The organism is Pantoea sp. MBLJ3 (genome assembly GCF_000816655.1).
GTDB lineage: Bacteria > Pseudomonadota > Gammaproteobacteria > Enterobacterales > Enterobacteriaceae > Pantoea > Pantoea eucalypti.
Genome location: NZ_JSUT01000011.1, coordinates 56,429 through 80,211 on the forward strand (window position 1 = coordinate 56,429; position 23,783 = coordinate 80,211).

The 23,783-nt window shown below is 57.2% G+C and carries 21 protein-coding genes; 12 read left to right on the top strand and 9 right to left on the bottom strand.

What is annotated here, in order from left to right:
* Window positions 1–123 precede the first annotated feature (123 nt).
* Window positions 124–1,809 carry an alpha-amylase family glycosyl hydrolase gene (locus NP77_RS15980; protein ID WP_039660826.1) on the top strand — a complete coding sequence of 562 codons (1,686 nt, stop codon included), beginning with the start codon at window positions 124–126 and terminating at the stop codon, window positions 1,807–1,809.
* On the opposite strand, the gene NP77_RS15985 is transcribed toward NP77_RS15980, so the two are convergent.
* Both NP77_RS15985 and bioH read right to left on the bottom strand, forming a co-directional pair.
* Window positions 1,810–2,079: a YdgH/BhsA/McbA-like domain containing protein gene (locus tag NP77_RS15985; RefSeq protein ID WP_003853019.1), complete on the bottom strand. Its 270-nt coding sequence runs from the start codon at window positions 2,077–2,079 to the stop codon at window positions 1,810–1,812. It abuts the gene before it with no gap.
* Window positions 2,080–2,250: 171 nt separating this feature from the next.
* Complete coding sequence (bioH, locus tag NP77_RS15990; protein ID WP_039660828.1) at window positions 2,251–3,027, bottom strand: pimeloyl-ACP methyl ester esterase BioH; 777 nt, start codon at window positions 3,025–3,027, stop codon at window positions 2,251–2,253.
* 34 nt (window positions 3,028–3,061) lie between these two features.
* Here bioH and gntX point away from each other — a divergent pair, with 34 nt between their 5' ends.
* Both gntX and nfuA read left to right on the top strand, forming a co-directional pair.
* Window positions 3,062–3,742, top strand: a complete 681-nt coding sequence (gene gntX, locus NP77_RS15995; RefSeq protein WP_003853023.1) for a DNA utilization protein GntX — start codon at window positions 3,062–3,064, stop codon at window positions 3,740–3,742.
* A 58-nt stretch (window positions 3,743–3,800) separates the two neighbouring features.
* Complete coding sequence (nfuA, locus tag NP77_RS16000; RefSeq protein WP_003853024.1) at window positions 3,801–4,376, top strand: Fe-S biogenesis protein NfuA; 576 nt, start codon at window positions 3,801–3,803, stop codon at window positions 4,374–4,376.
* 35 nt (window positions 4,377–4,411) lie between these two features.
* Here the strand turns inward: nfuA and malQ are convergent, their stop codons facing one another.
* From malQ to glpE, 5 genes are all read right to left on the bottom strand, one after another.
* The gene (gene malQ / locus NP77_RS16005) at window positions 4,412–6,493 is read right to left on the bottom strand and encodes a 4-alpha-glucanotransferase (RefSeq protein ID WP_039660829.1); all 2,082 of its coding nucleotides are present in this window, start codon (window positions 6,491–6,493) and stop codon (window positions 4,412–4,414) included.
* Between the two features lie 9 nt (window positions 6,494–6,502).
* Window positions 6,503–8,908 carry a maltodextrin phosphorylase gene (malP, locus tag NP77_RS16010; protein WP_039660830.1) on the bottom strand — a complete coding sequence of 802 codons (2,406 nt, stop codon included), beginning with the start codon at window positions 8,906–8,908 and terminating at the stop codon, window positions 6,503–6,505.
* A 160-nt stretch (window positions 8,909–9,068) separates the two neighbouring features.
* On the bottom strand, window positions 9,069–9,827 hold the full coding sequence (locus NP77_RS16015; RefSeq protein WP_003853028.1) for a DeoR/GlpR family transcriptional regulator: 759 nt from the start codon (window positions 9,825–9,827) through the stop codon (window positions 9,069–9,071).
* A 30-nt stretch (window positions 9,828–9,857) separates the two neighbouring features.
* Entirely contained in the window at window positions 9,858–10,679 is an 822-nt protein-coding gene (glpG, locus tag NP77_RS16020) for a rhomboid family intramembrane serine protease GlpG (RefSeq protein ID WP_033743324.1), read from the bottom strand.
* 29 nt (window positions 10,680–10,708) lie between these two features.
* Window positions 10,709–11,035 carry a thiosulfate sulfurtransferase GlpE gene (gene glpE / locus NP77_RS16025; RefSeq protein ID WP_039660831.1) on the bottom strand — a complete coding sequence of 109 codons (327 nt, stop codon included), beginning with the start codon at window positions 11,033–11,035 and terminating at the stop codon, window positions 10,709–10,711.
* Between the two features lie 227 nt (window positions 11,036–11,262).
* Between glpE and glpD the strand changes: the two genes are divergently transcribed.
* The 9 genes from glpD (at window position 11,263) to mdcH (ending at window position 20,190) form a co-directional block, all read left to right on the top strand.
* Complete coding sequence (glpD, locus tag NP77_RS16030) at window positions 11,263–12,768, top strand: glycerol-3-phosphate dehydrogenase (protein ID WP_003853033.1); 1,506 nt, start codon at window positions 11,263–11,265, stop codon at window positions 12,766–12,768.
* A 359-nt stretch (window positions 12,769–13,127) separates the two neighbouring features.
* The gene (gene mdcA, locus NP77_RS16035; RefSeq protein ID WP_003853034.1) at window positions 13,128–14,783 is read left to right on the top strand and encodes a malonate decarboxylase subunit alpha; all 1,656 of its coding nucleotides are present in this window, start codon (window positions 13,128–13,130) and stop codon (window positions 14,781–14,783) included.
* Entirely contained in the window at window positions 14,783–15,643 is an 861-nt protein-coding gene (locus tag NP77_RS16040) for a triphosphoribosyl-dephospho-CoA synthase (protein WP_039660832.1), read from the top strand. Before mdcA ends, NP77_RS16040 begins: the two co-directional genes overlap by 1 nt.
* Window positions 15,644–15,651: 8 nt before the next feature.
* A complete protein-coding gene (gene mdcC / locus NP77_RS16045) occupies window positions 15,652–15,951 on the top strand; it encodes a malonate decarboxylase acyl carrier protein (RefSeq protein WP_008926277.1) in 300 nt (99 codons plus the stop codon).
* Complete coding sequence (locus NP77_RS16050; RefSeq protein WP_003853038.1) at window positions 15,944–16,777, top strand: biotin-independent malonate decarboxylase subunit beta; 834 nt, start codon at window positions 15,944–15,946, stop codon at window positions 16,775–16,777. Before mdcC ends, NP77_RS16050 begins: the two co-directional genes overlap by 8 nt.
* A complete protein-coding gene (gene mdcE / locus NP77_RS16055) occupies window positions 16,777–17,577 on the top strand; it encodes a biotin-independent malonate decarboxylase subunit gamma (protein ID WP_039660833.1) in 801 nt (266 codons plus the stop codon). Before NP77_RS16050 ends, mdcE begins: the two co-directional genes overlap by 1 nt.
* 135 nt (window positions 17,578–17,712) lie before the next feature.
* Window positions 17,713–18,672: an AEC family transporter gene (locus NP77_RS16060; RefSeq protein ID WP_039660834.1), complete on the top strand. Its 960-nt coding sequence runs from the start codon at window positions 17,713–17,715 to the stop codon at window positions 18,670–18,672.
* Window position 18,673: 1 nt separating this feature from the next.
* Window positions 18,674–19,291, top strand: a complete 618-nt coding sequence (locus tag NP77_RS16065) for a malonate decarboxylase holo-ACP synthase (RefSeq protein ID WP_003853042.1) — start codon at window positions 18,674–18,676, stop codon at window positions 19,289–19,291.
* Window positions 19,288–20,190 (top strand): malonate decarboxylase subunit epsilon, encoded by a 903-nt coding sequence (gene mdcH, locus NP77_RS16070; protein ID WP_008926281.1) that lies wholly within the window; start codon window positions 19,288–19,290, stop codon window positions 20,188–20,190. The genes NP77_RS16065 and mdcH overlap by 4 nt, the downstream gene beginning before the upstream one ends.
* Here mdcH and NP77_RS16075 read toward each other — a convergent pair.
* Window positions 20,171–21,106, bottom strand: a complete 936-nt coding sequence (locus tag NP77_RS16075; protein WP_008926282.1) for a LysR family transcriptional regulator — start codon at window positions 21,104–21,106, stop codon at window positions 20,171–20,173. The two genes, mdcH and NP77_RS16075, sit on opposite strands and share 20 nt — an antisense overlap.
* A gap of 215 nt (window positions 21,107–21,321) precedes the next feature.
* Window positions 21,322–23,769 (bottom strand): glycogen phosphorylase, encoded by a 2,448-nt coding sequence (gene glgP / locus NP77_RS16080; protein ID WP_008926283.1) that lies wholly within the window; start codon window positions 23,767–23,769, stop codon window positions 21,322–21,324.
* Window positions 23,770–23,783: the final 14 nt, after the last annotated feature.

Genomic DNA, 23,783 nt, shown 5'->3' on the forward strand with positions numbered 1-23,783 from the left:
TTCAGGGGGCCGCATCAGGCCCCCTCTTCACACGCTTTCCCCCGGTTGAAAATCCCCATCATCGCGCTACGCTAAAAAGAAGCCTGTCATAAAAACAACACCTGCTGTGGCACCCAATTCACAATGGAAACGATCACCGATCTGATTGATAAGATTTATGCTGGCACATTCCCGGAGGCGACCTTAGCGCGCCTGAAGGCTGACATTGCCACAGCCCGCAAGGCGATTAAGCTGCCGCGCAAGGCCCACTGGGATGAGCAGGATGTGGTGCTCATCACCTACGCCGACCAGTTTCGTGAAACCGATAAACCCACGCTCAATACCTTTTCCCGTTTCTATCAGCAGCACCTGCAATCCACCTTTCCGTTGGTTCACCTGCTACCTTTTTTCCCCTGGTCGTCCGACGACGGATTTTCGGTGATTAATTACCACGAGGTCGATCTGGTGTGTGGCGACTGGCAGGATATTTCGCGTTTGCATCAGGAAACCCGCCTGATGTTCGACTTCGTCTGCAATCATATGTCGGCAAAAAGCGCCTGGTTCAGCCACTTTCTGGCGCAGGATCCCGGCTGGGACGATTTCTTTATCAGCATGCCACCTGCCACGGATCTCAGCGCCGTGACGCGCCCACGCACCTCGCCGCTGCTGACACCGTTTAAGATGGCGGATGGTGATACCCGCTTCATCTGGACCACCTTCAGTGCCGACCAGATTGATCTTAACTTTGCCAATCCTGAGGTATTGTTGCGCATGGTCAACGTGTTGCTCGACTACCTGGTCCGTGGCGCCGACTATGTGCGCCTTGATGCGGTCGGCTATATGTGGAAAACGCCAGGCACGCGCTGTATTCATCTGGAAAAGACCCATCAACTGGTGAAGCTGTTCCGCGCGATTGCCAACCATGTCGCGCCAGGTACGGTGATTATTACCGAGACTAACGTGCCGCATCAGGACAACATCAGCTACCTGGGCAACGGGCACGATGAAGCGCAGATGGTTTATCAGTTTTCGCTGCCGCCACTGGTGCTGCATGCCATTCACACCGGCTCGGCGCGCGCGTTGCGGCAGTGGGCCAGCTCACTGGATCTCAGTAGTAATGACACCACTTTCTTCAACTTCCTGGCGTCACACGATGGTATCGGGCTGAATCCGGCGCGCGGCATCCTGTCTGAAGTGGAGATTGTGTCGCTGGTGCGCGACCTGGCGCTGGAGGGCGCGCTGGTCTCCTATAAAAATAACCCTGACGGTAGCACCAGCCCCTATGAAATTAATGTCACGTTTCTGGATGCGCTGAACCGTGAAGCGGATGATGATGCCACGCGGCTGAAACGCTTCCTGCTGGCCCATGCGATTCTGCTGGTCTTTCCTGGCGTGCCGGCCATCTATGTCCAGAGCATTCTGGGCGGTCGTAACCATTATGATGGCGTGCGGGCCGCCGGACATAACCGGGCGATTAACCGTCAGAAGTATGATTTACAGCAGATTGAAGCGGCCCTGGCGGGTGGTGACTGGCTGCGTCAGCAGATTTATACCCGACTCAGCCAGTTGATCCAGCTGCGTCGTCGTCAGCCCGCATTCCATCCCGATAATCCGATGACAATCTACGACAGCGAAAACGCCGTGCTGGTGCTCAGCCGTCATCAGCCAGAAAGCGGCGGCGGATTGCTATGCGTGTTTAATCTGAGTGGCCGGTCAGTGGAAACGCGATTGCCGGTGGCGCATACGTTGCAGGATGTGGTGAGCGGAGAGAAGATTGATGGCACCCAGCCGGTTAAGCTGGATGCCTGGCAGTTCATGTGGCTGCGTTAATTACTTGTAGACTTCAGCCGTTGCACTGAATTTACCGTGTTCGCGACCGGCGATCACCAGGTAGTATTTCCCGCCTTTTTCGTCAGCGAGCTTAGACAGTACTTTTTTAGCATCCATTGGCGAGGTGGTTTCCGCTGTGGTGTTAACGGTGCCAATTTTCTGCAGGTTCATTGTCTTAACTTCTTCTTTGGTGACTTCCTTCGCTGCCATCGCAGAAAATGAAATCGCGCCCATCATCATTGAAGCCACAACCCATTTAAAAACCTTCATTATGTTTACCCTCATTCATGATCCATTGTGAGATGTAAGCAGCCGCTAAACGCGTAAGGCAGTATGGAACGGCATAGTCATTTCCGTGACTAATCACATAAAATTGCAGCGGCCTTGCTCACAAAGAGAAGTATTGATGCTGTTAACGATTTTTGCCAACCCGTAGCACGACTATCCCTCTAAACTGCTGATAAAATTAATAATGTGCTGACAAAACATCTCTGGATGAGAAATAAAAGGTGCATGTGCTGCTTTTTCGATAATCACAGAGGGCGAGGCTGGCAACATTTCATCGATCTCAGCAGCAATCCGACGCGGCACCAGACCATCTAATGCCCCGTAGAGTCGCAAAAACGGCAATGTGATCTGCGGTAACGCGTCGCGCAGGTCGACCTGACGCAGAATGTCGAGCCCGCCATCCAGCACCGCCACCGCCGGCACGGGTTGTGACAGTACCACCTCTTTCAGCTGTCGCGCATCGGCACGCGCCGTTTCGGTGCCCAGCGTCTGCAGCGCCAGAAAGCGCTCCACCGTGCGCTGAAAATCATTACTGAGCATCTGCTGAAAGTTCTGCAGCGTTTCCGGTTTAATGCCGGGCCAGTGCTCTGTGGCGGTGAAACAGGGTGATGATGCAACGGTAATCAGGGCGTCCAGCTTTTCTGGCGCGGTCAGCGCAAGCTGCGTCGCGACCAGTCCGCCCAGCGACCAGCCCACCACAATGGCCTGCGGTGGCAGGAAAGGCATTATCTGCTCAGCCATCTGCTCCAGTGTCAGCGCGTCAACGTTCTGGCTGCGACCATAACCGGGCAGGTCGACCAGATGCAGACGGTAATGCGCGCTGAGTCGCGGAATAATGCTTTGCCAGACTTCGGCATTCAGTCCCCATCCGTGCAGCAGCACAAGATCGCGTTTTCCTTCTCCGCAGGTGTGCCAGTAGAGCGACGTCATCAGTTACTATCCCGAAAATGATAAGGAGGTCGCTATGCTAGCAATGCCCGCCCTGTGTTGGCTATGCCGGATGCCGTTGCGGATAGCCCGGCACGGTATCTGCAGCTTATGTTTACGCAAATTACCGCCATTACCGCGGCTCTGCCCACGCTGTGGGTTACCGGCAGGATCAGAAAAGGTCGCCTGTGGCCGCTGCCAGCTTAAACCGCCCGCCTGGCAGGCGCTGGTCTGCGTTAATGACTATTGTCTGCCGTTCAGCCAGTGGGTTAATCAGCTTAAATTTTCTCACATAACCGCACTCAGGGTGATGCTGGCGCGGCTGATTTTGCTAAGCTGGCTTAATGTTTACCGACGCGGTGATGTGCCGCGTCCTGATCTGCTGCTGCCGGTTCCGCTGCACCAGCGACGACGCTGGCAGCGCGGCTTCAACCAGACTGTCCTGCTGGCCGCACCGCTGGCGCACTGGCTGGGATGTGAATGGCGTGAAGGGCTTTCCCGCACGCGCAGAGGCGCATTACAGCATCAGCTCAGCGCCCGCCAGCGCCGCACTAACTTACGCGGTGCTTTCCGCCTTGAAATGGCGGTGCAGGGACGCCATATCGCTTTGCTGGATGACGTCATTACCACCGGCAGTACCGTAGATGAAATCAGTCGTCTTTTACTGGCGCAGGGTGCTGCCAGCGTGCAGGTCTGGTGTCTGTGCCGTACCTTGTAGCGCGTCATTGATGGGCGTATTATAACCAACTAAATTAGTCAACTATTGAGCAATCGACATGATCCGAATTACTGACTCTGCCCAGGAACATTTTTCTAAACTGCTATCCAAACAAGAAGATGGCACCCAGATTCGCGTATTCGTGATTAACCCGGGTACGCCAACAGCCGAGTGTGGCGTCTCTTACTGTCCGCCCGATGCTGTTGAAGCCACCGATACTGAACTGAAGTTCGAGAAGCTCTCAGCGTATGTTGATGAACTGAGCAAACCTTATCTGGAAGATGCGGAAATCGACTTCGTGACTGACAATCTGGGTTCTCAGCTGACGCTGAAAGCGCCGAATGCCAAGATGCGCAAAGTCTCTGATGATGCGCCAATGGTTGAGCGTGTTGAGTACCTGCTGCAGGCGCAGATCAACCCACAGCTCGCTGGCCACGGCGGTCGCGTATCGCTGATGGAGATCACCGAAGATGGCTACGCCATTCTGCAGTTTGGCGGCGGCTGTAACGGCTGTTCGATGATCGACGTGACCCTGAAAGATGGTATCGAGAAAGAGCTGCTGGCTGCCTTCCCGGAACTGAAAGGCGTGCGGGATATTACCGAGCATCAGCGTGGCGAACACTCGTTCTACTGATGATAAAGCGCGGCAGCCTGACTGCCGCGCTATTTTTATTGCCCTTTCTGTCCTGACTGACGCTGCTCACTGACCACCTTCAGCAGCGTATTCACCTCCTTGTCCGCAAAGATCGCCTCCAGCGTTTTGCTCAGCTTGCGTCGCCAGTTAGGGTACTGATCTACCGTGCCCGGCACGTTGACCGGCGTGGTCATACCGAGCCAGTCTTCAGGCTGCAGGCCAAGCAGCGCACTCTCGGTATCTGCCAGGAAGCGATGGATGGCCCGGTTCAGCGCAGGCGTCATGGTCAGCTTCTCCGCCTTCTTCTGACTGCGGGCCGGTAAGGCACCTGCCTGATGCAGCGCATCCAGCAGCGCCTGTTTCTGCGCGGCACGCTGCTGATGCAGCGCTTTCACTGCATCGCCTGGATAAAGGCCCAGCTTCTCACCCAGATCCAGGTCGCCCTGCTCCCAGAAACCGGTCAGCGTCGGCAGATCATGGGTACTGGCGCTGGCGATAGACTGGCGTGGATAGTCCTGCGGCGCGCGATAACGCTGATCTTTCTCCTGCTCAAACCAGAGCACCTTCCATGAAAAGACACCGCTTTTACGCAGCAGGCTGATAATTTCCTGAGGCACGGTGCCCAGGTCTTCACCAATCACCATGCAGCGCAGCCGATGGCTCTCCAGCGCCAGGATGCCCAGCAGGTCATTGACCGGATAGGCGACATAGGCGCCTTTATCCGCTGTCTCCCCGGCCGGTACCCACCACAGACGCAGTAGAGACATCACATGGTCGATACGCAATGCGCCGCAGTCGCGCATGTTGGCGCGCAGCATGTCGATGAACGGCTGATAGCCCCGCGCCTGCATCACATGCGGGTCCATCGGCGGTAAGCCCCAGTTTTGTCCCAGCGGACCCAGACGATCGGGTGGCGCGCCCACTGAGGCTTTAAGGCGATAAAGCTCCGGGTCGTGCCAGGTTTCCGCACTGCCCTCTGCTACGCCCACCGCCAGATCACGATAAAGCCCCACACTCATGCCCAGCGCCTGACTGTGCGTCCAGCAGGCCGAGAACTGCTGCTGTGCCAGCCATTGTAGCCACTGCCAGAACGCGATCTCCTCTTCATGCTGCTCACACCACTGCTGCACCTCGGGCAACTGGCTGTTACGCCACGCTTCCGGCCATGCAGGCCAGCCGCCCTGCTGCGTCTTGTCCGCCTGCCGCTCCAGCTGGATACCGTCGTAGGCCGCCTGATAACGCAGGCTGTCGCCGCCTTGACGTACAAAAGCTGCCCAGGATTGATGCTCTTCGCTCTGGTTATCACGCGCCTGGAAGTGGGCCCAGGCGTGCCGCAGCGCAGTGAGCTTAAGCGCCATCACGGCCTCGTAGTCAACCCACTCTGCCTCTCGCGCTTTGGTCAGCGCCTTCTGGGTTTTGGCACTTTTCCACCACTTCTGTGCTGCCGCGCTTTGCTGAAAATCGGCGACCTGACTGACGTCGATATAAATCACATTCAGCCAGCGGCGGGATGACGGACTGTACGGGCTGGCGAAACCGGCGCTGGCGGGATAGAGCGCATGCAGCGGATTCAGCCCGACAAAATCGCCGCCGCGCTCAGCCAGTTGCACCAGCAGCTGGTCAAGGTCGCCGAAGTCGCCAATGCCCCAGTTCTGTTCAGATCGCACCGTGTAGAGCTGCACCAGCGCGCCCCAGCGTTTCTCTCCGGCCTCCAGCGCTGGTGGCAGATAGCAGCGGCGCGGCGCGACAATAATCCGCGTCTGCCAGCGCTTCTTTCCTTTAGTGAGCGTGAGCTGGTGATAACCCTGTGTCAGCGGCCCCGGCAGCGAAAAAGGCTCTCCGGCGGTTAACTCGCCACTGAACTGCTTGCCCTTTTCGGTCTGCAACTGCCAGCTGTAGACGCCGCTGCCCTGTGGCGTTAATTGCCGTTTGCCACTGCCGCTGAACACCGCGACCGGCGGCAGCGGTGATTTTTTGGCATCCTGCGGATCGTCCATTACCGCCAGCAGCGCGCGTTTGGTCTCATCGCTGATCGCCGCTTTCTCGCCGTTAACGTTGATGTAATCCAGTGAAATTCCCGCGGCACGGGCGGCCTGATCGAGTGCATTTTGCTTCATTGCTGCTCCTTAGCGCGGTGCCTGCCAGATACGTTGCTGATAGTCACGAATGGAACGGTCCGAACTGAACATGCCGGTTCGGGCCGTATTGAGGATAGCGGCGCGGGTCCAGCCTTCCGGGTCACGCCACAGGGCTTCCACCCGTTGCTGTGCCTCGACATAGGCCTGAAAATCAGCCAGCACCAGCCAGGGATCGCCATTTTTGGTCAGGCTCTCCAGCATCAGGTCAAACGCATGTTTATCCCCGCCGCTGAATTTGCCTTTCTCCAGCGATTTCAGTAAATCGTCCAGCGGCTTGTTCTGCTTACGCACCTTTTTCGGGTTGTAGCCTTTCGCTTTGAGCGCTTTCACCTCATCCACGGTGTGACCGAAGATAAAGATATTCTCCTCACCCACCTGTTCGGCAATTTCGACATTCGCACCATCCAGCGTGCCAATGGTCAGCGCGCCATTCAGCGCCAGCTTCATGTTGCCAGTGCCGGAGGCTTCATAACCGGCTGTAGAGATCTGCTCGGAGAGATCGGCCGCCGGGATCATCAGTTCAGCCACGGTGATGCGGTAGTCCGGGATAAACACCACTTTGAGCCTGTCACCCACCCGCGGGTCGTTGTTCACCACCTCCGCAACCTTGTTAATGGCGTAGATAATATTTTTTGCCAGGTAGTAACCCGGCGCGGCTTTGGCCCCAAACAGGAACACCCGCGGCGTGAAGGTGACATCTTCCGGGTTGTTCAGAAGCTTCTGATAGCAGTAGAGGATATGCAGCAGGCTGAGGTGCTGGCGCTTGTACTCATGCAGACGTTTGATCTGCACATCGAACAGCGCCGCCGGGTTCACGATGATGCCGGTATGGCGGGCGATATACTCTGTGAGCTGCGCTTTGTTCTGCTGTTTGATGCTGCGATAGCGCTGACGAAACGCCTGATCGTCGGCATACGACTCCAGACCGGTTAACGCATCAAGGTTATTGGCCCACTCCGTTTTCAGCGTCTCATCAATCAGTGCCGCCAGCGCCGGATTACACTGCTTCAGCCAGCGACGCGGCGTAATGCCGTTGGTGACGTTGTGGAATTTTTGCGGCCAGAGCTGGTGATATTCCGGGAAGAGATCGCTGACCACCAGGCGGGAGTGCAGTGCCGCCACGCCGTTGACCGCAAAGCCACTTACCACGCAGAGATTGGCCATGCGCACCTGTCCGTCCGCCACCACCGCCAGCTTGTGCCACATCGCTTTGTCATCCGGCCAGTGCTGTTTCACCTGCTTTTTCAGCCGCTGATTAATCTCTTTGATAATCAGCATATGGCGCGGCAGCAGGCTGCGCATCAGCTTCTCATCCCAGCGCTCCAGCGCCTCGGGCATCAGCGTGTGGTTGGTGTAAGCGAACAAACGGCTGGTGATATGCCACGCCTCATCCCAGCTTAGCTGATGTTCATCCAGCAGCACACGCAGCATCTCGGGGATGGCGATGGTTGGATGGGTATCGTTGAGCTGGATCACCTCGAAGTCCGGCAGACTGTGAATGCTGCGGCCCGCCAGATGGTGACGGCGCAGGATGTCGGCTACGGCGCAGGCACACTGAAAATATTGCTGCATCAGACGCAGCCGCTTGCCGGCCTGATGGTTGTCATTGGGATAGAGCACTTTGGTGAGTTTTGCCGCCTCAATACCAGGCTGCTCCGCCTGAAGGAAATTGCCGTCGTTAAAGGCCGTCAGGTCAAACGGGTGCGCACTCACGGCCTGCCACAGGCGCAGCGGCAGTGTCACGCCGTTGCGGTAGCCGGTCACCGGCAAATCCCAGGCCTCACCACGCAGCGTAAAATCGGGAAGCCAGCGTACACCGCCATCCTCACGCTTTTCCACCCGGCCGCCCATCGCAACGTCCACATCCAGCGCCGCATTGTGACGAAACCACGGATAGCGTTCACGCTGCCAGTCATCGGGCGCTTCAATCTGCTTACCCTCCTCAAAAGACTGGCGGAACAGGCCATACTGATAATTCAGCCCGTGGCCGGTGGCGGACTGCCCCACCGTTGCCATCGAATCCATATAGCAGGCGGCGAGTCGCCCCAGCCCGCCGTTGCCGAGTGCCGGGTCGATCTCCTGCTCCAGCAATTCGGTTAAATCAAGTTGCTGCTCAGCCAGCGCCGCTTTGACCTCGTCATACCAGCCGAGATTCAGCAGATTGTTGCCGGTCAGACGACCAATGAGAAACTCCATCGACAGGTAATTTACGTGACGCTGCTGCTTAGCCGGACGCGGTGCCGGCTGGGTATCGAGCAGTTCTGCCAGTGCCGCACTGACCGCCTGCCACGCCTGGTGCGAGGTCATCTGTTGGGCGGAATGGAGACTCAACTGTTGCCACTGTCGGGTCAGGGCAGCGGTAAAACGGGCTTTATTAAATTTTTGCTGCGGCATATCACTCCCTTCTGTTACGCAATGAGGTGAAGCAAAACAAAAATAGAAAGCGCACGGGCTGGCAACCGGGTGCCAGCAACCGTTAAGTTAAGACGTGAGTGGGGGAAAAAGCGACAACAATCAAAGAAAAACGCCAGCCGGGTGGCTGGCGTCGCAGGAATCAGCAGAGTTCGAGGTGAACCTCATGCTGCTCAATCACTTTCATGACGCTGGCTGGCGGCATTTTATCGGTGTAGAGATAATCCAGCAGACTCATGTTGCCAAGGTTAACCATGGCATTTCGGCCAAATTTCGAGTGATCCACCACCAGCATCGCGCAGCGTGAATTTTCTATAATCGCGCGTTTGGTGCGGACTTCGTGATAGTCGAACTCCAGCAGCGACCCATCCATGTCGATGCCGCTGATCCCCAGGATGCCGTAATCGAGCCGGAACTGAGAAATAAAGTCGAGCGTCGCTTCCCCCATCACGGCGCCATCGCGGGTGCGCACTTCACCGCCCGCGATAATCACCCGGAAATCGGGTTTGCCCATTAACAGCATCGCGACGTTAAGGTTATTGGTCACCACACGTAAATTGCTGTGGTTGAGCAGCGCATGCGCCACCGCTTCCGGCGTGGTGCCAATATCAATAAACAGCGTAGCGCCATCCGGGATCTGGCTGGCAACACGCTGCGCAATCCGCGCTTTTTCCGCTGACCACATCATTTTGCGATCGTGCCAGGCGGTATTCTCAGAGCTGGAAGGAAGCGCCGCGCCGCCGTGGTGGCGCTGAATTTTGTTTTGATCGGCCAAATCGTTGAGGTCGCGACGAATGGTCTGCGGGCTGACCTCAAAATGATCTACCAGCTCCTCAGTACTGACATATCCCTGACGACGGACTAAATCGATAATCGCGTCATGACGTTGCGTCTGCTTCACGTTCCTCTCCTGTTAACCCGCTAAACCTGTCTATCGACGCGTGACGTTACGCGTATCGACCAGCGCCATCGCCAGCCCGACCACCAGACCAGCAACGTGCGCCGCGTTGGCAATCGCCAGACCAAAGACGCCGAACCAGCCAATCACCAGCCAGACCACCGCAAAACCGATCAATCCCCGTTCAAGATAGACGCCGCTGTCGGGATCGCGCTCACCGCGTAGCCAGCAGTAACCCATCAGGGCATAGACCACGCCCGACAGACCACCAAACCAGATGCCACTGAACTTCGCCTGCAGCCAGCCGCTGAGCAGCGCCGAAATCAGCATAATTACAAACAGTTTGCCGCTGCCCAGACGCTTTTCAACCGCGCCGCCGAGATACCACCACCACATCAGATTAAACAGGATGTGCAGCAGTGAAAAGTGCAGCAGCGCATGACTGAACCAGCGCCAGACCTGAAGATGCTGGTCGGCATCCGGCCAGGAGAGCCACGCCATCACGGCCTGATCGCCCATGACCTGCATCAGAATAAAGACCGCGATGCAGAGCACCATCAGGGTCATGGTCAGCGGACCGGCACGCTCGCGGATGTTCGCCCAGATATTGCTACGCTCATAGCGCAAACCGCTGTCAGTCTTGCCGCTGTGCCAGCTGGCGGCCTGATAGCGCGGATGGTTAGGGTCATGCAGAAACTGCTGAAGTTCGTTTTCGACCACTGCAATCTTGCTCTCATCATCCAGCATGATGACGTAGTGATTTTCATGCTCAATACGCAACGTGATGCCCTGCGTCGCCATGTAGTCAACAAACGCCTGCGCCATGCGCGGCTGATTAAATTGGGTAATGCGCATCATTAACTCTCCATGTGACGAGCAGCAAGCTATTCACTGCCAGAGGCAACCTGCTGAGGGAAGGCGGCACGCCAGGCATCAAAGCCGCCATCAATGCTGTACGCCGCGCTGAAGCCCTGTCCCAGAAGATACTGCGCCGCACTTTTGCTGCTATTACCGTGATAGCACATCACCAGCACGGGCAGGCTTTGATCCGCGCCACTGACAAACTCGCTGAGGTTGGCGTTGGTCAGATGCAGCGCGCCCGCCGCATGGCCAAGGACATAACTTTGCGGATCACGGATATCCACCAGCAGCGCACCCTGCGCCAGACGCGCCTGCGCCTGCTGCACATCAATACATTCAAACGTTTCCATGGGATCTCTCATAACAGCATCACAATAGCGCGTAGTGTAACCCGATAATCCGCGCCGATAACCTGACAATCGTTACGGCTATCTGTTTTTTTGGTGGGCAGAATGTTAGCTATATCACGCAAAAATGTTTTTACCGGGTTAAAGACTGGCGTAAATGTTGGTTTGCGATTATGATTATGCTCGAAAACGAACATAAGAGAACTATTCCGAACATCGGAGGAGATGACGTGGAAACCAAAGACCTGATCGTGATCGGCGGCGGCATCAACGGTGCCGGCATTGCAGCAGACGCTGCAGGACGCGGACTGTCGGTGTTAATGCTGGAGGCGCGGGATTTGGCTTGCGCGACCTCTTCAGCCAGCTCAAAACTGATTCATGGCGGCTTGCGCTACCTTGAACACTACGAATTCCGCCTGGTCAGTGAAGCACTGGCCGAGCGTGAAGTCCTGCTGAAAATGGCGCCGCATCTGGCGTTTCCGATGCGCTTCCGCTTGCCGCACCGTCCGCATCTGCGTCCGGCGTGGATGATTCGTACCGGCCTGTTCATGTATGACCATCTTGGCAAGCGTACCAGCCTGCCAGGCAGCAAAAGTTTGCGATTTGGCGCGGATTCGGCCCTGAAGCCAGAAATCACGCGCGGATTCGAATACTCCGACTGCTGGGTAGATGATGCCCGCATGGTCGTTCTGAATGCGCAGGAAGTGGTTAAGCATGGTGGCGAAGTGCGTACCCGTACTCGTGTCACCCGCGCCTGGCGTGAAGGTGGCCTGTGGATGGTCGAAGCCGAAGATGTTGATACCGGCAAAACCTTTACCTGGCAGGCAAAAGGTCTGGTCAACGCGGCAGGCCCGTGGGTCAAACAGCTGTTCGACGACAGCCTGAAGCTGAAATCGCCTTACGGTATCCGTCTGATTAAAGGCAGCCATATTGTGGTGCCGCGCGTCCATACCGAGAAACAGGCTTATATCCTGCAGAACGAAGATAACCGCATCGTGTTTGTCATTCCCTGGATGGATGAGTTCTCAATCATCGGCACCACCGATGTGGAATACAAAGGCGATCCGAAAAGCGTCCATATCGACGACAGCGAGACCGAGTACCTGCTGAAAGTGTTCAACGGACACTTTAAAAAGCAGCTGACCGCCGACGATATCGTCTGGTCTTACTCGGGTGTCCGTCCGCTGTGCGATGACGAGTCTGATTCGCCGCAGGCGATCACTCGCGATTACACGCTGGATGTGCGCGATGATAACGGTCAGGCACCGCTGCTTTCCGTGTTTGGTGGCAAGCTGACCACTTATCGCAAGCTGGCAGAACATGCGCTGGAGAAACTGGCGAAGTACTATCCGAAAGCCGGCCCAGCCTGGACCAAAAACTGCGTGTTGCCGGGCGGTAATATCAACGGCACCAGCGATGATTACGCGGTCAGCCTGCGTCGTCGTTATCCGTTCATCACCGAAAACATGGCGCGCCACTTCTCACGCACTTACGGCAGCAGCACTGAAACCCTGCTGGCGGGTGCGAAAAGTCTGGACGATCTGGGTGAGAACTTCGGTCACGACTTCTATGAGGCGGAGTTACGCTACCTGGTGCAGCATGAATGGGTACGTGAGCTTGACGATGCTATCTGGCGTCGTACCAAACAGGGTATGTGGCTGACCAAAGAGCAGCAGGCCCGGGTGGCAGAGTGGCTGGCGGCGAAAGCCAAACCGGCACTGTCCCTGGCGTCATAAGCGAGCAATACAACAACAGAAAGCAGGCTTCGGCCTGCTTTTTTATTGGCTGCTTATTCGGTTAATATTCAGGCCAGCCGCATCCTCACACCTCATCAGAAGAAACGCCTGTCAGCGAGCAAACCGGTATGACTGGCTTTGTTCATCATGAATACCGATTTAGGCTTTTGCCCCCCTGCAACCTTTTCTTCATGCTTCCCCGCGTAAACTCAACGCATCCTGACTGCGTATCCCCCTTTTCGCCATTGTTACCTTAAATCTAACGTTCCGTTTTTTTGCTTAATTGAACACCGTTTTAAGAAAGCTCAGACTTCCCTCAGCATAAACGTCAACAGAGCGATTCAAATCCGGAGGTTGAAATGAACACAGGCCAAACGCCTGCCCGGGAGTGGAACACACGCCGCAGTGAAAAAGCGCGTCGTCTGGCCTCCTTTCCCCTTGATGGCAAAGTTATTCCTGCTGAAAGAGCCGTTGAAGCATTTGAACAGTTAATCGCACCAGGCGACCGCGTGGTACTGGAAGGCAACAACCAGAAGCAGGCTGACTTTTTATCCCGCACCCTTGCGGCGGTGAATCCGGCGAAAATTCACGACCTGCATATGATTATGCCCAGCGTCGGCCGCAGCGAACATCTCGATATTTTTGAAAAAGGCATTGCCCGCAAACTCGACTTCTCCTTCTCCGGTCCCCAGAGCCTGCGCATGTCTCAGCTGTTGCAGGATGGTCAGCTGGAAATCGGCGCGATTCACACCTATATCGAACTCTATTCCCGTCTCTACGTTGACCTCAGTCCGAATGTGGCGCTGATTGCCGGCTATAAAGCCGACCGCAAAGGCAACCTTTATACCGGCCCGAGTACCGAAGATACCCCGGCGCTGGTGGAGGCCGCCGCATTTCGTGACGGTATCGTGATAGCCCAGGTCAACGAACTGGTCGATGACGAAACCGACCTGCCGCGCGTCGATATTCCTGGCTCCTGGATTGACTACATCGTGGTGGCAGATAAACCGTTCTTTATCGAACCGCTGTTTACCCGCGATCCGCGCCTGATTAAGCAGGAGCATATCCTGATGGCGATGATGGCGATTAAAGGCATCTACGCCGAGCATCAGGTGCAGTCGCTTAACCACGGTATCGGTTTTAACACCGCCGCGATCGAACTGCTGCTGCCCACCTACGGCGAACAGCTTGGTCTGAAAGGCAAAATCTGTAAGCACTGGGCGCTGAACCCGCATCCGACGCTGATCCCGGCCATCGAGAGCGGCTGGGTGGAGAGCGTGCACTGTTTCGGCGGCGAGCTGGGGATGGAAGAGTATATCCGCGCCCGTCCCGACATCTTCTTTACCGGCAGCGACGGTTCAATGCGCTCTAACCGTGCGTTCTGTCAGCTGGCAGGTCAGTACGCGGTCGATATGTTTATCGGTGCCACCCTGCAGGTTGATGGCCTGGCCAACTCCTCTACCGTCACCCGTGGTCGTCTTTCCGGCTTCGGTGGCGCGCCAAACATGGGTCACGATCCCCATGGCCGCCGCCACGCAACACCCGCCTGGCTGAATATGATCACCGAGCCAGACCCGATGCAGCGCGGTAAAAAACTGGTGGTGCAGATGGTCGAGACCTTCCAGGCCGGTGCAAAACCAACCTTCGTTGAAACCCTCGATGCGGTTGAGGTGGCGAAATCCTCCGGTATGCCACTGGCGCCGGTGATGATCTACGGCGATGACGTGACGCACGTGCTGACCGAGGAAGGTATCGCCTATCTCTATCGGGCAGAAAGCCTTGAGGAACGTCGCGCCATGGTCGCCGCAGTCGCCGGAATTACCGATATCGGTCTGGGCGTGGATGCAGCACGCGTCGCTGCCCTGCGTAAAAGCGGCAAAGTGGTTTACCCGGAGGATATGGGTATTCGTCGCTCCGATGCCACCCGCTCACTGCTTGCCGCTGGCAGCGTCGCTGACCTGGTTGAATGGTCAGATGGCCTGTACAACCCGCCTGCTAAATTCCGGAGCTGGTAATGAAACTCCTGTCACAGACTCATGCCGAGGCGCAGGCCAGTCATCTGGCGACGATTGCGCGCGATTGCCTGATTGATGAAGCACGCCTGAGCCCCAAGCCGGGTCTGGTAGACAGTCGGGGAAACGGCGCACATCGGGATCTGACGCTGGCGCTGATGGAGCGTTCTGCCCACAGCCTGATGCCCACCTTTCTGGCGCTGGCCCGTCACAGCTGGCTTCGTCCCGCCGACATCGCCCTGCGCGAAACAGTCGGTCGGCTCGGCCGCGATGGCGAACAGCAGATGATGGCAGCAACCGGCGGCGTGAACACCCATCGGGGCGCGATCTGGGCGCTGGGATTGCTGGTCAGTGCCGCTGCCATGCAGGGTGGCACAGCCACGGCTGACACGCTGGCCCGCACCGCTGCCGCGCTGGCGAGCCTGCCCGACAGCCACGCCCCCAGAGTGTTCAGCAAAGGGTTAAAAGCGACGCACCGCTATCAGGTACCCGGCGCACGCGAAGAGGCGCAACAGGCATTTCCTCACGTGATGAAGCTGGCGCTGCCGCAGTTGCTGATCAGCCGTGCGGTTGGTGCCAGTGAGAGCGAAGCCCGGCTGGATGCGCTGATGGCAATCATGACTTCACTCAGCGATACCTGCGTGCTGTCACGTGCAGGCATGACCGGACTCGACGCCATGCAACAGGGCGCACGCGCCGTGCTGCTGGCAGGCGGCTGCCGTACAGCGGCGGGTCAGAGGGCGCTTCAGCAGCTTGACCGCCGGATGCTGGCGCTCAACGCCTCGCCGGGCGGAGCCGCCGATTTGCTGGCCGCAACGCTGTTTATCGATCGGGTCTGTTCGCCTGAACATTCTTATTTTTAGAGGCCATTATGGAACACATCACATTATCTCTACCTGCTAACCGCCTGCTCAGTGGCAGAGCGCTGGCCGGGGTCGTTGGTTCCGGTGATATGGAAGTGCTGTACACCGCAACTGAAGGCCAGACACTGAACGTCAATATCACCACCTCACTGGATAACAGCGACGCCCGCTGGAAAGCGCTGTTTGACCGCCTGAACTTAATCAACGGCCTGCCCGCCGGAGAGATGATTATCCACGATTTCGGTGCGACACCCGGCGTGGCGCGTATCCGTATTGAACAGGTTTTTGAAGAGGTGAGTCATGCGTAACGATGCCAGTTTTATTGAATTACGGGCCCGCGAACGTGCTCATGCGCTGCTGGATGCGGGCAGCTACCGCGAACTGCTGGATCCTTTTGAGGGCATCATGTCGCCGTGGCTGGCTCCGCAGGGCGTGGTGCCCCAGTCCGATGATGGCATGGTCGTGGCACGCGGCACGCTGAACGGTCAGTCTGCGGTGGTGATCGCCATCGAAGGCACCTTCCAGGGCGGCAGCATGGGTGAAGTCTCCGGGGCGAAAATGGCCGCAGCGCTGGAGCTGGCGGCAGAAGACAATCGCAACGGCATCCCGACACAGGCGGTGCTCTGCCTTGAGACCGGTGGCGTGAGGTTACAGGAAGCCAACCTGGGGCTGGCAGCGATTGCCGATATTCATGCGGCGATTGTCGACCTGCGCCGCTACACCCCGGTGATCGGCATCGTCAGCGGCACCGTTGGCTGCTTCGGTGGGATGTCTATCGCCGCCGCGCTCTGCAGCTACCTGATTGTGACCCGTGAAGCCCGTCTGGGCCTGAACGGCCCGCAGGTGATTGAGCAGGAAGCGGGAATTGAAGAGTACGACTCTCGCGATCGTCCGTTTATCTGGAGCATGACCGGCGGCGAAATCCGCTACGCAAGTGGCCTGGTCGATGCGCTGGTGAATGACGGTATCAATGCCGTGAAAACCGCGATGCATGATTTTATTGCCAGGGGCGTTCCGGCGCAGAACCGCAGTGATAAGTATGACGACTTCCTGTCACGTCTGACGCAGTTCGATACCCGCCAGCAGGCGGACACCGCGCAGATTAAACAGCTTTTCGCCCAGGAGGAGAAATAATGACACAGACAAGCAGCCGTGGTGCAACCTGGCTGGAAAAACTTGCACCTGATGCACAGCGCCTGAGCGGTCTGTGCGCCTCTGTTCAGGTGGCTGACGGCCAGCTTAATGGCGAAGATGTCCGCTTTATCGCCGTCGTGCCCGATGCCCAAAACCACTATCCGCGCGCCGCGCAGGGTGAAGTGGGTCTGCTGGAAGGCTGGACGCTGGCGAAAGTGGTGAATGAAACGCGGGAAGCTGACAAAAACAGCGCTGTGAAACGTCCGATTGTGGCGGTGATCGACGTCCCCAGTCAGGCCTACGGTCGCCGCGAAGAGGCGTTTGGCATTCACCAGGCGCTGGCAGGTGCAGCAGGCGCCTATGCGAATGCGCGCCTTGACGGTCATCCGGTGATTGGTCTGATTGTGGGTAAAGCAATGTCCGGTGCGTTCCTGGCACACGGATATCAGGCCAACCGCCTGATTGCGCTCAACGATCAGGGCGTGCTGGTCCATGCCATGGGCAAAGCGTCAGCGGCGCGCATCACACTGCGTTCGTTAGAGGCGCTGGAGAAACTGGCCGCCACCATTCCCCCAATGGCATATGATGTGAATAACTTCGCCACGCTGGGTCTGCTCTCTGATCTGCTGAACGTTGCCAATCCTGATACGCCGTCTGACGCCGATGTGGCGATGGTTGAGATTGCATTACAGAAGGCGATCAGTGACGCGCGTCAGGATCCTACCCTGAAAAACCGCCTTGGCGCCTCTAATCGTCAAAGCTCCTCCCTGGTTCGCGAACGTATGCGCGCGACCTGGTAATGACATAAAAAAAACCAACCTGCCGAAACCGGTCTGACGGGGCGCATAGCGACGTGCGCCCCGGAGCAGTGGCCGTGTTCAGAATTATAAACATCGCTGTTTTTAAAGAATTTTTCTCTTAATTACAGGTGATTTATGATTTACATAATTGTTCATGCCCTTGCTCCAATTTTTATCATTATGCTGTTAGGTTTCTGGGCCGGTAAGGCCGGAATGGTCAATAACAGAGATGTCTCCCTGCTCAATATTTTCGTGATGGATTTTGCGCTGCCCGCTGCGCTGTTCAGTGCCACCGTTCAGACACCCTGGTCGGGTATCGTGGCGCAGTCGCCATTGATTGTCGTCTTAACCGGGGCGATGTGGATAACCTATGTGGCGCTCTATTTCCTGGCGACCCGCCTGTTTAAAAAGTCGCCTCAGGATGCTGCGGTATTAACGCTGACTGTCGCCCTGCCCAATTACGCCGCGCTGGGGCTGCCGATTCTGGGCAGCGTACTGGGAGAAGGTTCATCAACCTCACTTTCTGTTGCGGTTTCAATTGCCTGCGGCTCGGTGCTGATGACACCCTTCTGTCTGCTGATTCTGGAACGGGAAAAAGCGCGCATTGCCGGTGAGAATGTGGGTTCGACAGTGACCATGCTGCCGGTGCTGATGTGGCGCTCGCTCAAAAAGCCGATCGTTCTTGGCCCGCTGCTGGGTGTGGTGTTGTCGGCGCTGGGCTTCAGAATGCCGGAGCTGGTCATCTCAGCGATTAAGCCGCTGGGGCTGGCAGCCACCGCCGCCGCGCTGTTCCTGACCGGCGTGATCCTCTCCGCACGTCAGCTGAAACTCAACGCCATCGTCGGCGTCGGGACGGTTGCCAAACTGCTGATTCAGCCCTTTATCGCCTGGGGTCTGGTGCTGGCGCTGGGACTTCACGGGTCAGTGGCAATCACCGCTATTCTGATGATAGCGCTGTCAGCCGGTTTCTTTGGCGTGGTGTTCGGCAACCGCTTTGGCGTGCAGTCACCCGATGCTGAGGCCGTGCTGCTGCTAAGCTCAATTCTGTGTATTTTATCTTTACCGTTGTTCATTACGCTGACATCAGGAATGTAATATGCGTGCGCCGCGTCCCCACGATTTGCTCTGGCTGCGACACAGCAGTGCTTTAGCCACGATTCAGGAGAGCTGGGTCAGCCCGTTCTGGCATCCCGACATGCCGGTGGTGGTGCGGCGCGATCGCCATGAATCCGGTTTGATCCCGATTGGCGTGCGCGGTGAGCGACGTGAGCAACGCGCCGCTGGCTGGATCACGTCAGACACTATTATCCGCGTGGTGACGCCAGAATGGCTGGCTGAACGCACACGGCTGCTGGATTCGCCCTTTACGGCTTATGCGCCTGTCAGCGCGGCGATTTCGCTCAGCGAGACCGCCTGGCCGTGGCGCTGGGGCATTACCGGCAGCACCGGTTATGCGCTGGCAACGCAATGCCCTGTGTTGCACGCCGCCAGCGATCTGGATGTCATCATCCGCGCCCCGCAGCCACTGCCACGCGATGCGCTGCAACGCTGGCAGACAGCAACCGACGCGCTGAGCTGCCGGGTGGATACGCAGGTGGAAACGCCGTCTGGCGCCTTTGCCCTGAACGAGTGGCTACGCGAGGAGCGCGTGCTGTTAAAAACCGACACCGGACCGATACTGACCGCTTCACCCTGGAGCAGGGAGAATCCATGAAAATACTCTTTACCTTCCCCGGCCAGGGCACCCAGCGTGCCGGGATGCTGCAACATCTGCCTGAGGGGGATGCGCTGAAAAGCCGCGTGCGTGCGGTGCTGGGCGACGAAGCTGACCGGCTCGACAGTGCCGATGCACTGCGCCACACCCGAGCCGTGCAGCTCTGTCTGCTGATTTCAGGTGTTGCCTGGGCGCGCGAACTGATCCGCCGTGGGGTGAAACCCGATATCGTCAGCGGTTTATCGATTGGCGCGTTTCCTGCGGCGGTGATTTCCGGCGCGCTGGATTTCAGCGACGCCCTGCGGCTGGTTGCGCTGCGCGGCGATCTGATGGAGCAGGCGTATCCGCAGGGATATGGCCTGACCGCGATCACTGGCTTAACGCTGAGCCAGCTGGAGAAACTGCTGCCCGGCAGTAACACCTACATCGCGAACCTCAATGCGGAAACGCAGATTGTGATTGCTGGCCGCGACGAGGATATGGCAGTGGTCGCGCAGAGGGCGCTGGATGCGGGAGCCAGTAAAGCGATTAAGCTCGCGGTGAGCGTGCCATCGCACTGCGCGCTGCTGGATAAACCCGCCGCCGAACTGGCTCGCGCCTTTGCGTCCGTCACCCTCTCCCGCCCCGATTGTGCCTACCTCAGCGGCTCAACCGCGCGGGTGATTTGGGAGCCGGAGAAAATTGCCGACGATCTTGCCTTTAATATGGCGCGCACAGTGCAGTGGAATGATGCGATGGTTGCAGCGAATCAGCGTGACGCCCGACTGGCCATTGAGATGCCGCCTGGCAGTGTGCTGACCGGTCTGACGCGTCAGGCGAACTGGCAGGGCGAAGCGATTTGTCTGGAACGTAACAGCGTGGAGGTGGCACTGCATCTCGTTAAACGGTTACATCAGTAAGGCTGCGGGCGTACATTCGCCCTTCTGCCGCCAGGGCCAGCAGGTCATTGTCACGTTCGCGGTGATGTGAGTAGACAATCGAGATCTGCTGACGCATCTGGTAAGGCTCAGCCAGCCTCAGCAGCTGGATGTTATTTTCATACACCTTCTTCATCCGTCCCGGAATCAGCGCCAGACCCACGCCCGCCTGCACCAGGCTTATCATCGAGAAGATGTCATTTACCTGGGTAACCATGCGCGGTTCAAATCCGGCAATCTGAAATGCCTCCTGTGAACCGGCATAAGTGGCGAATCCCTCTGCCAGTGAGACAAAATCACGGTCAGCATAATCACGCAGATCCACCGGTCCGGTTGCGCTCTGCGATTCTCCAGCCGGCATGGCCAGAAAGATGCTGTCTGTGAACAGCGGAATCACTTCAAATTGCGCATCACTGAGTTCGCCCTCATCGGTGGCGATCAGAATCGCATCCAGCGCGTCATCTTCCAGCATATTGAGCAGCATCTGATTCGACCCCATAGTCAGGTCAAGCTCCAGGGCTGGACGACGCAGCTTCATGCCCATGATCAGGCGGGGAATGGTTTCAAGCGTCAGCGAGTAGAGTGTGCCAAGCCGCAGGCGACCCCCGCCGATACCCGCCACTTTGCGCGCCTCTTCAATGCCTTTGCCCATCAGTGTGGTCACGTCGCGACAATAGTCCAGCAGCGTCCAGGCAGCCGGCAGCGGCACCAGGTTGCGGCCTTTATGAATAAACAGCGGGCAGTCGATGCCCTCTTCCAGCGTGTGCAGGGCGCGATGCACGCTGACGCTGCTCAGCTCCAGCGCTTCCGCCGTGCGGGCGATATTGCCTTTGCTCATAAACATCATGAAGACGCTGAGCTTACGGAAGGTAATTTCCTGGTTAATGTTGTCACTCATTGGCTGCGGTTGCCTGTAGGGTCGTTTTGCATGTCCGCATAGTAACGATTCTTCACCAGGGTGTAATGATCACGCTCGCACAACGGGCATTTACAGGCCCGGAGTCGATAAGCGGCTGAATTTTTTAGAGGTGTGTGGCGTGGGAGAGAAGCAGAAAGAGGAAGAGTGCGGCCGATCCCTCGGCCGCAGAGAAAACAAAATTTACTGCAGGAGCCTTACAACCTTACCGGCGAGATATTCCAGATCTCGTCAGCGTACTCCTGAATAGTACGGTCCGACGAGAAGTAGCCCATTCCGGCAATGTTTTTCGCCGCGCGGCGCTGCCACTCATCCGGCTTACGGTAGAGCGCATCCACCTTATCCTGGGTATCTACGTAGCTGCGATAATCCGCCAGTAACTGATAGTGATCGCCGAAGTTAACCAGTGAATCGAACAGATTGCGGTAGCGGCCCGGATCCTGCGGACTAAACAGACCTGAAGCAATCTGGGTCAGCACCTGGTGCAGTTCCTCATCGCCTTCGTAATAGTCACGCGGGTTATAGCCGTTCTTACGCAGCGCTTCGACCTGTGGCGTGGTATTCCCGAAGATAAAGATGTTCTCTTCACCAACGTGATCCAGCATCTCAACGTTAGCCCCATCCAGCGTACCGATAGTCAGCGCGCCATTCAGCGCAAACTTCATGTTACTGGTGCCGGAGGCTTCAGTGCCTGCGGTGGAGATCTGTTCAGAAAGATCGGCCGCCGGAATGATGATCTGCGCCAGACTCACGCTGTAGTTCGGGATGAAAACGACCTTCAGCTTGTTCTTCACCTGCGGATCATTGTTGATCACATTCGCGACATCGTTGATCAGGTGAATAATGTGCTTGGCAACGTAATACGCTGATGCCGCTTTACCGGCAAAGATATTCACGCGCGGCACCCAGTTCGCCTGCGGATCGGCCTTGATTCGGTTGTAGCGGGTGATCACATGCAGCACATTGAGTAACTGGCGTTTGTACTCGTGAATACGCTTGATCTGCACATCGAATAGCGCGTTCGGGTCGAGCACCACGTCCAGATTCTTCGCGACCCAGTCAGCCAGGCGGCGCTTATTCTGATGCTTGGCGACCGCCACTTTTTCAATAAACGCCGGATAGTCGATCTGCGCTTTCAGTTCGCTCAGCTGACTGAGATCGGTGCGCCAGTTACGACCAATCTCCTCATCCAGCACCTCTGACAGCGCCGGGTTGGCCAGCGCCAGCCAGCGACGTGGCGTCACACCGTTGGTTTTGTTACAGAAACGGCCCGGGAAGAGGCGCGAGAAATCGGCAAACAGAGACTGCACCATCAGATTGGAGTGCAGCTCAGACACGCCGTTCACTTTGTGACTGACCACAACCGCCAGCCAGCCCATGCGAATCCGGCGGCCGTCGTTCTCATCAATGATCGAAATGCGCGACAGCAGATCCAGGTCATCCGGATAGTGATCCTGAATGGTCTTGAGGAAGAAGTCGTTAATCTCGAAAATAATGCTGAGGTGGCGCGGCAGGATCTTACCGATCATATCAACCGGCCAGGTCTCCAGCGCTTCGGTCATCAGGGTATGGTTGGTATAGGAGAAGACCTGACAGCAAACGTCAAAAGCGCTGTCCCAGCTGAACTTATGGTCGTCAATCAGCAGGCGCATCAGTTCAGGGATCGCCAATACCGGATGGGTATCGTTGAGGTGAATGGCGATTTTGTCCGCCAGGTTGTCCCAGGTCTGATGCATCCGCCAGTGACGATTCAGGATGTCCTGCACCGTGGCGGAGACCAGGAAATATTCCTGACGCAGACGCAGTTCACGGCCGGAATAGGTAGAGTCATCCGGATAGAGTACGCGCGACACGTTCTCAGAGTGGTTTTTATCTTCCACTGCCGCGAAATAATCACCCTGGTTAAACTTACCGAGGTTGATTTCGTTGCTGGCCTGCGCACCCCACAGTCGTAAGGTGTTGGTGGCGTCGGTGTCGAAGCCCGGGATGATCTGGTCATAAGCCATCGCCAGAATCTCTTCGGTCTCCAGCCAGCGCACTTTCGTGCCTTCATGCTGCACGCGACCGCCGAAACGCACTTTGTAACGGGTATTGAAACGCTGGAATTCCCACGGATTACCATACTCAAGCCAGTAATCCGGAGACTCTTTCTGCTCACCTTCCACGATGTTCTGTTTGAACATGCCATAGTCATAGCGGATGCCGTAGCCACGGCCCGGCATGCCCAGCGTCGCCAGCGAATCGAGGAAACAGGCCGCCAGGCGACCGAGACCGCCGTTGCCCAGTCCCGGATCGTTCTCCTCTTCCATCAGCTCGGCCAGATCCAGCCCCATCTCATCCAGCGCCTGGTTGAGATCGTCATAAATCCCCATCGCCAGCAGCGCATTCCCCAGCGTGCGGCCCATCAGGAACTCCATCGACAGGTAATAAACCTGGCGGACATCCTGAGAGAGCTGGGCACGGCTGGAACGCAGCCAGCGCTCAACCATCCGATCACGCACCGCCAGCAGCGAGGCGTTGAGCCACTCGTGCTTGTTGGCGATAGAGGGATCTTTGCCAATGGTAAACATCAGTTTGTAGGCAATCGAATGCTTTAAGGCATCAACCGTCAACGTTGGTGAGGCGTAAGTGAAAGGTGCGTTCATATCCAGTTTTCCCA

What these genes read in the sequence shown, in the direction of transcription:
- malQ (WP_039660829.1), bottom strand. Translation starts at nt 6,493, where the DNA reads ATGAAGCAAAATGCACTCGATCAGGCCGCCCGTGCCGCGGGAATTTCA.
- mdcC (WP_008926277.1), top strand. Translation starts at nt 15,652, where the DNA reads ATGGAACACATCACATTATCTCTACCTGCTAACCGCCTGCTCAGTGGC.
- mdcE (WP_039660833.1), top strand. Translation starts at nt 16,777, where the DNA reads ATGACACAGACAAGCAGCCGTGGTGCAACCTGGCTGGAAAAACTTGCA.
- mdcA (WP_003853034.1), top strand. Translation starts at nt 13,128, where the DNA reads ATGAACACAGGCCAAACGCCTGCCCGGGAGTGGAACACACGCCGCAGT.
- NP77_RS15980 (WP_039660826.1), top strand. Translation starts at nt 124, where the DNA reads ATGGAAACGATCACCGATCTGATTGATAAGATTTATGCTGGCACATTC.
- glpG (WP_033743324.1), bottom strand. Translation starts at nt 10,679, where the DNA reads ATGCGCATTACCCAATTTAATCAGCCGCGCATGGCGCAGGCGTTTGTT.
- NP77_RS16050 (WP_003853038.1), top strand. Translation starts at nt 15,944, where the DNA reads ATGCGTAACGATGCCAGTTTTATTGAATTACGGGCCCGCGAACGTGCT.
- nfuA (WP_003853024.1), top strand. Translation starts at nt 3,801, where the DNA reads ATGATCCGAATTACTGACTCTGCCCAGGAACATTTTTCTAAACTGCTA.
- malP (WP_039660830.1), bottom strand. Translation starts at nt 8,908, where the DNA reads ATGCCGCAGCAAAAATTTAATAAAGCCCGTTTTACCGCTGCCCTGACC.
- NP77_RS16040 (WP_039660832.1), top strand. Translation starts at nt 14,783, where the DNA reads ATGAAACTCCTGTCACAGACTCATGCCGAGGCGCAGGCCAGTCATCTG.
- gntX (WP_003853023.1), top strand. Translation starts at nt 3,062, where the DNA reads ATGCTAGCAATGCCCGCCCTGTGTTGGCTATGCCGGATGCCGTTGCGG.
- mdcH (WP_008926281.1), top strand. Translation starts at nt 19,288, where the DNA reads ATGAAAATACTCTTTACCTTCCCCGGCCAGGGCACCCAGCGTGCCGGG.
- glpE (WP_039660831.1), bottom strand. Translation starts at nt 11,035, where the DNA reads ATGGAAACGTTTGAATGTATTGATGTGCAGCAGGCGCAGGCGCGTCTG.
- NP77_RS16060 (WP_039660834.1), top strand. Translation starts at nt 17,713, where the DNA reads ATGATTTACATAATTGTTCATGCCCTTGCTCCAATTTTTATCATTATG.
- bioH (WP_039660828.1), bottom strand. Translation starts at nt 3,027, where the DNA reads ATGACGTCGCTCTACTGGCACACCTGCGGAGAAGGAAAACGCGATCTT.
- NP77_RS16065 (WP_003853042.1), top strand. Translation starts at nt 18,674, where the DNA reads ATGCGTGCGCCGCGTCCCCACGATTTGCTCTGGCTGCGACACAGCAGT.
- NP77_RS16075 (WP_008926282.1), bottom strand. Translation starts at nt 21,106, where the DNA reads ATGAGTGACAACATTAACCAGGAAATTACCTTCCGTAAGCTCAGCGTC.
- NP77_RS15985 (WP_003853019.1), bottom strand. Translation starts at nt 2,079, where the DNA reads ATGAAGGTTTTTAAATGGGTTGTGGCTTCAATGATGATGGGCGCGATT.
- glgP (WP_008926283.1), bottom strand. Translation starts at nt 23,769, where the DNA reads ATGAACGCACCTTTCACTTACGCCTCACCAACGTTGACGGTTGATGCC.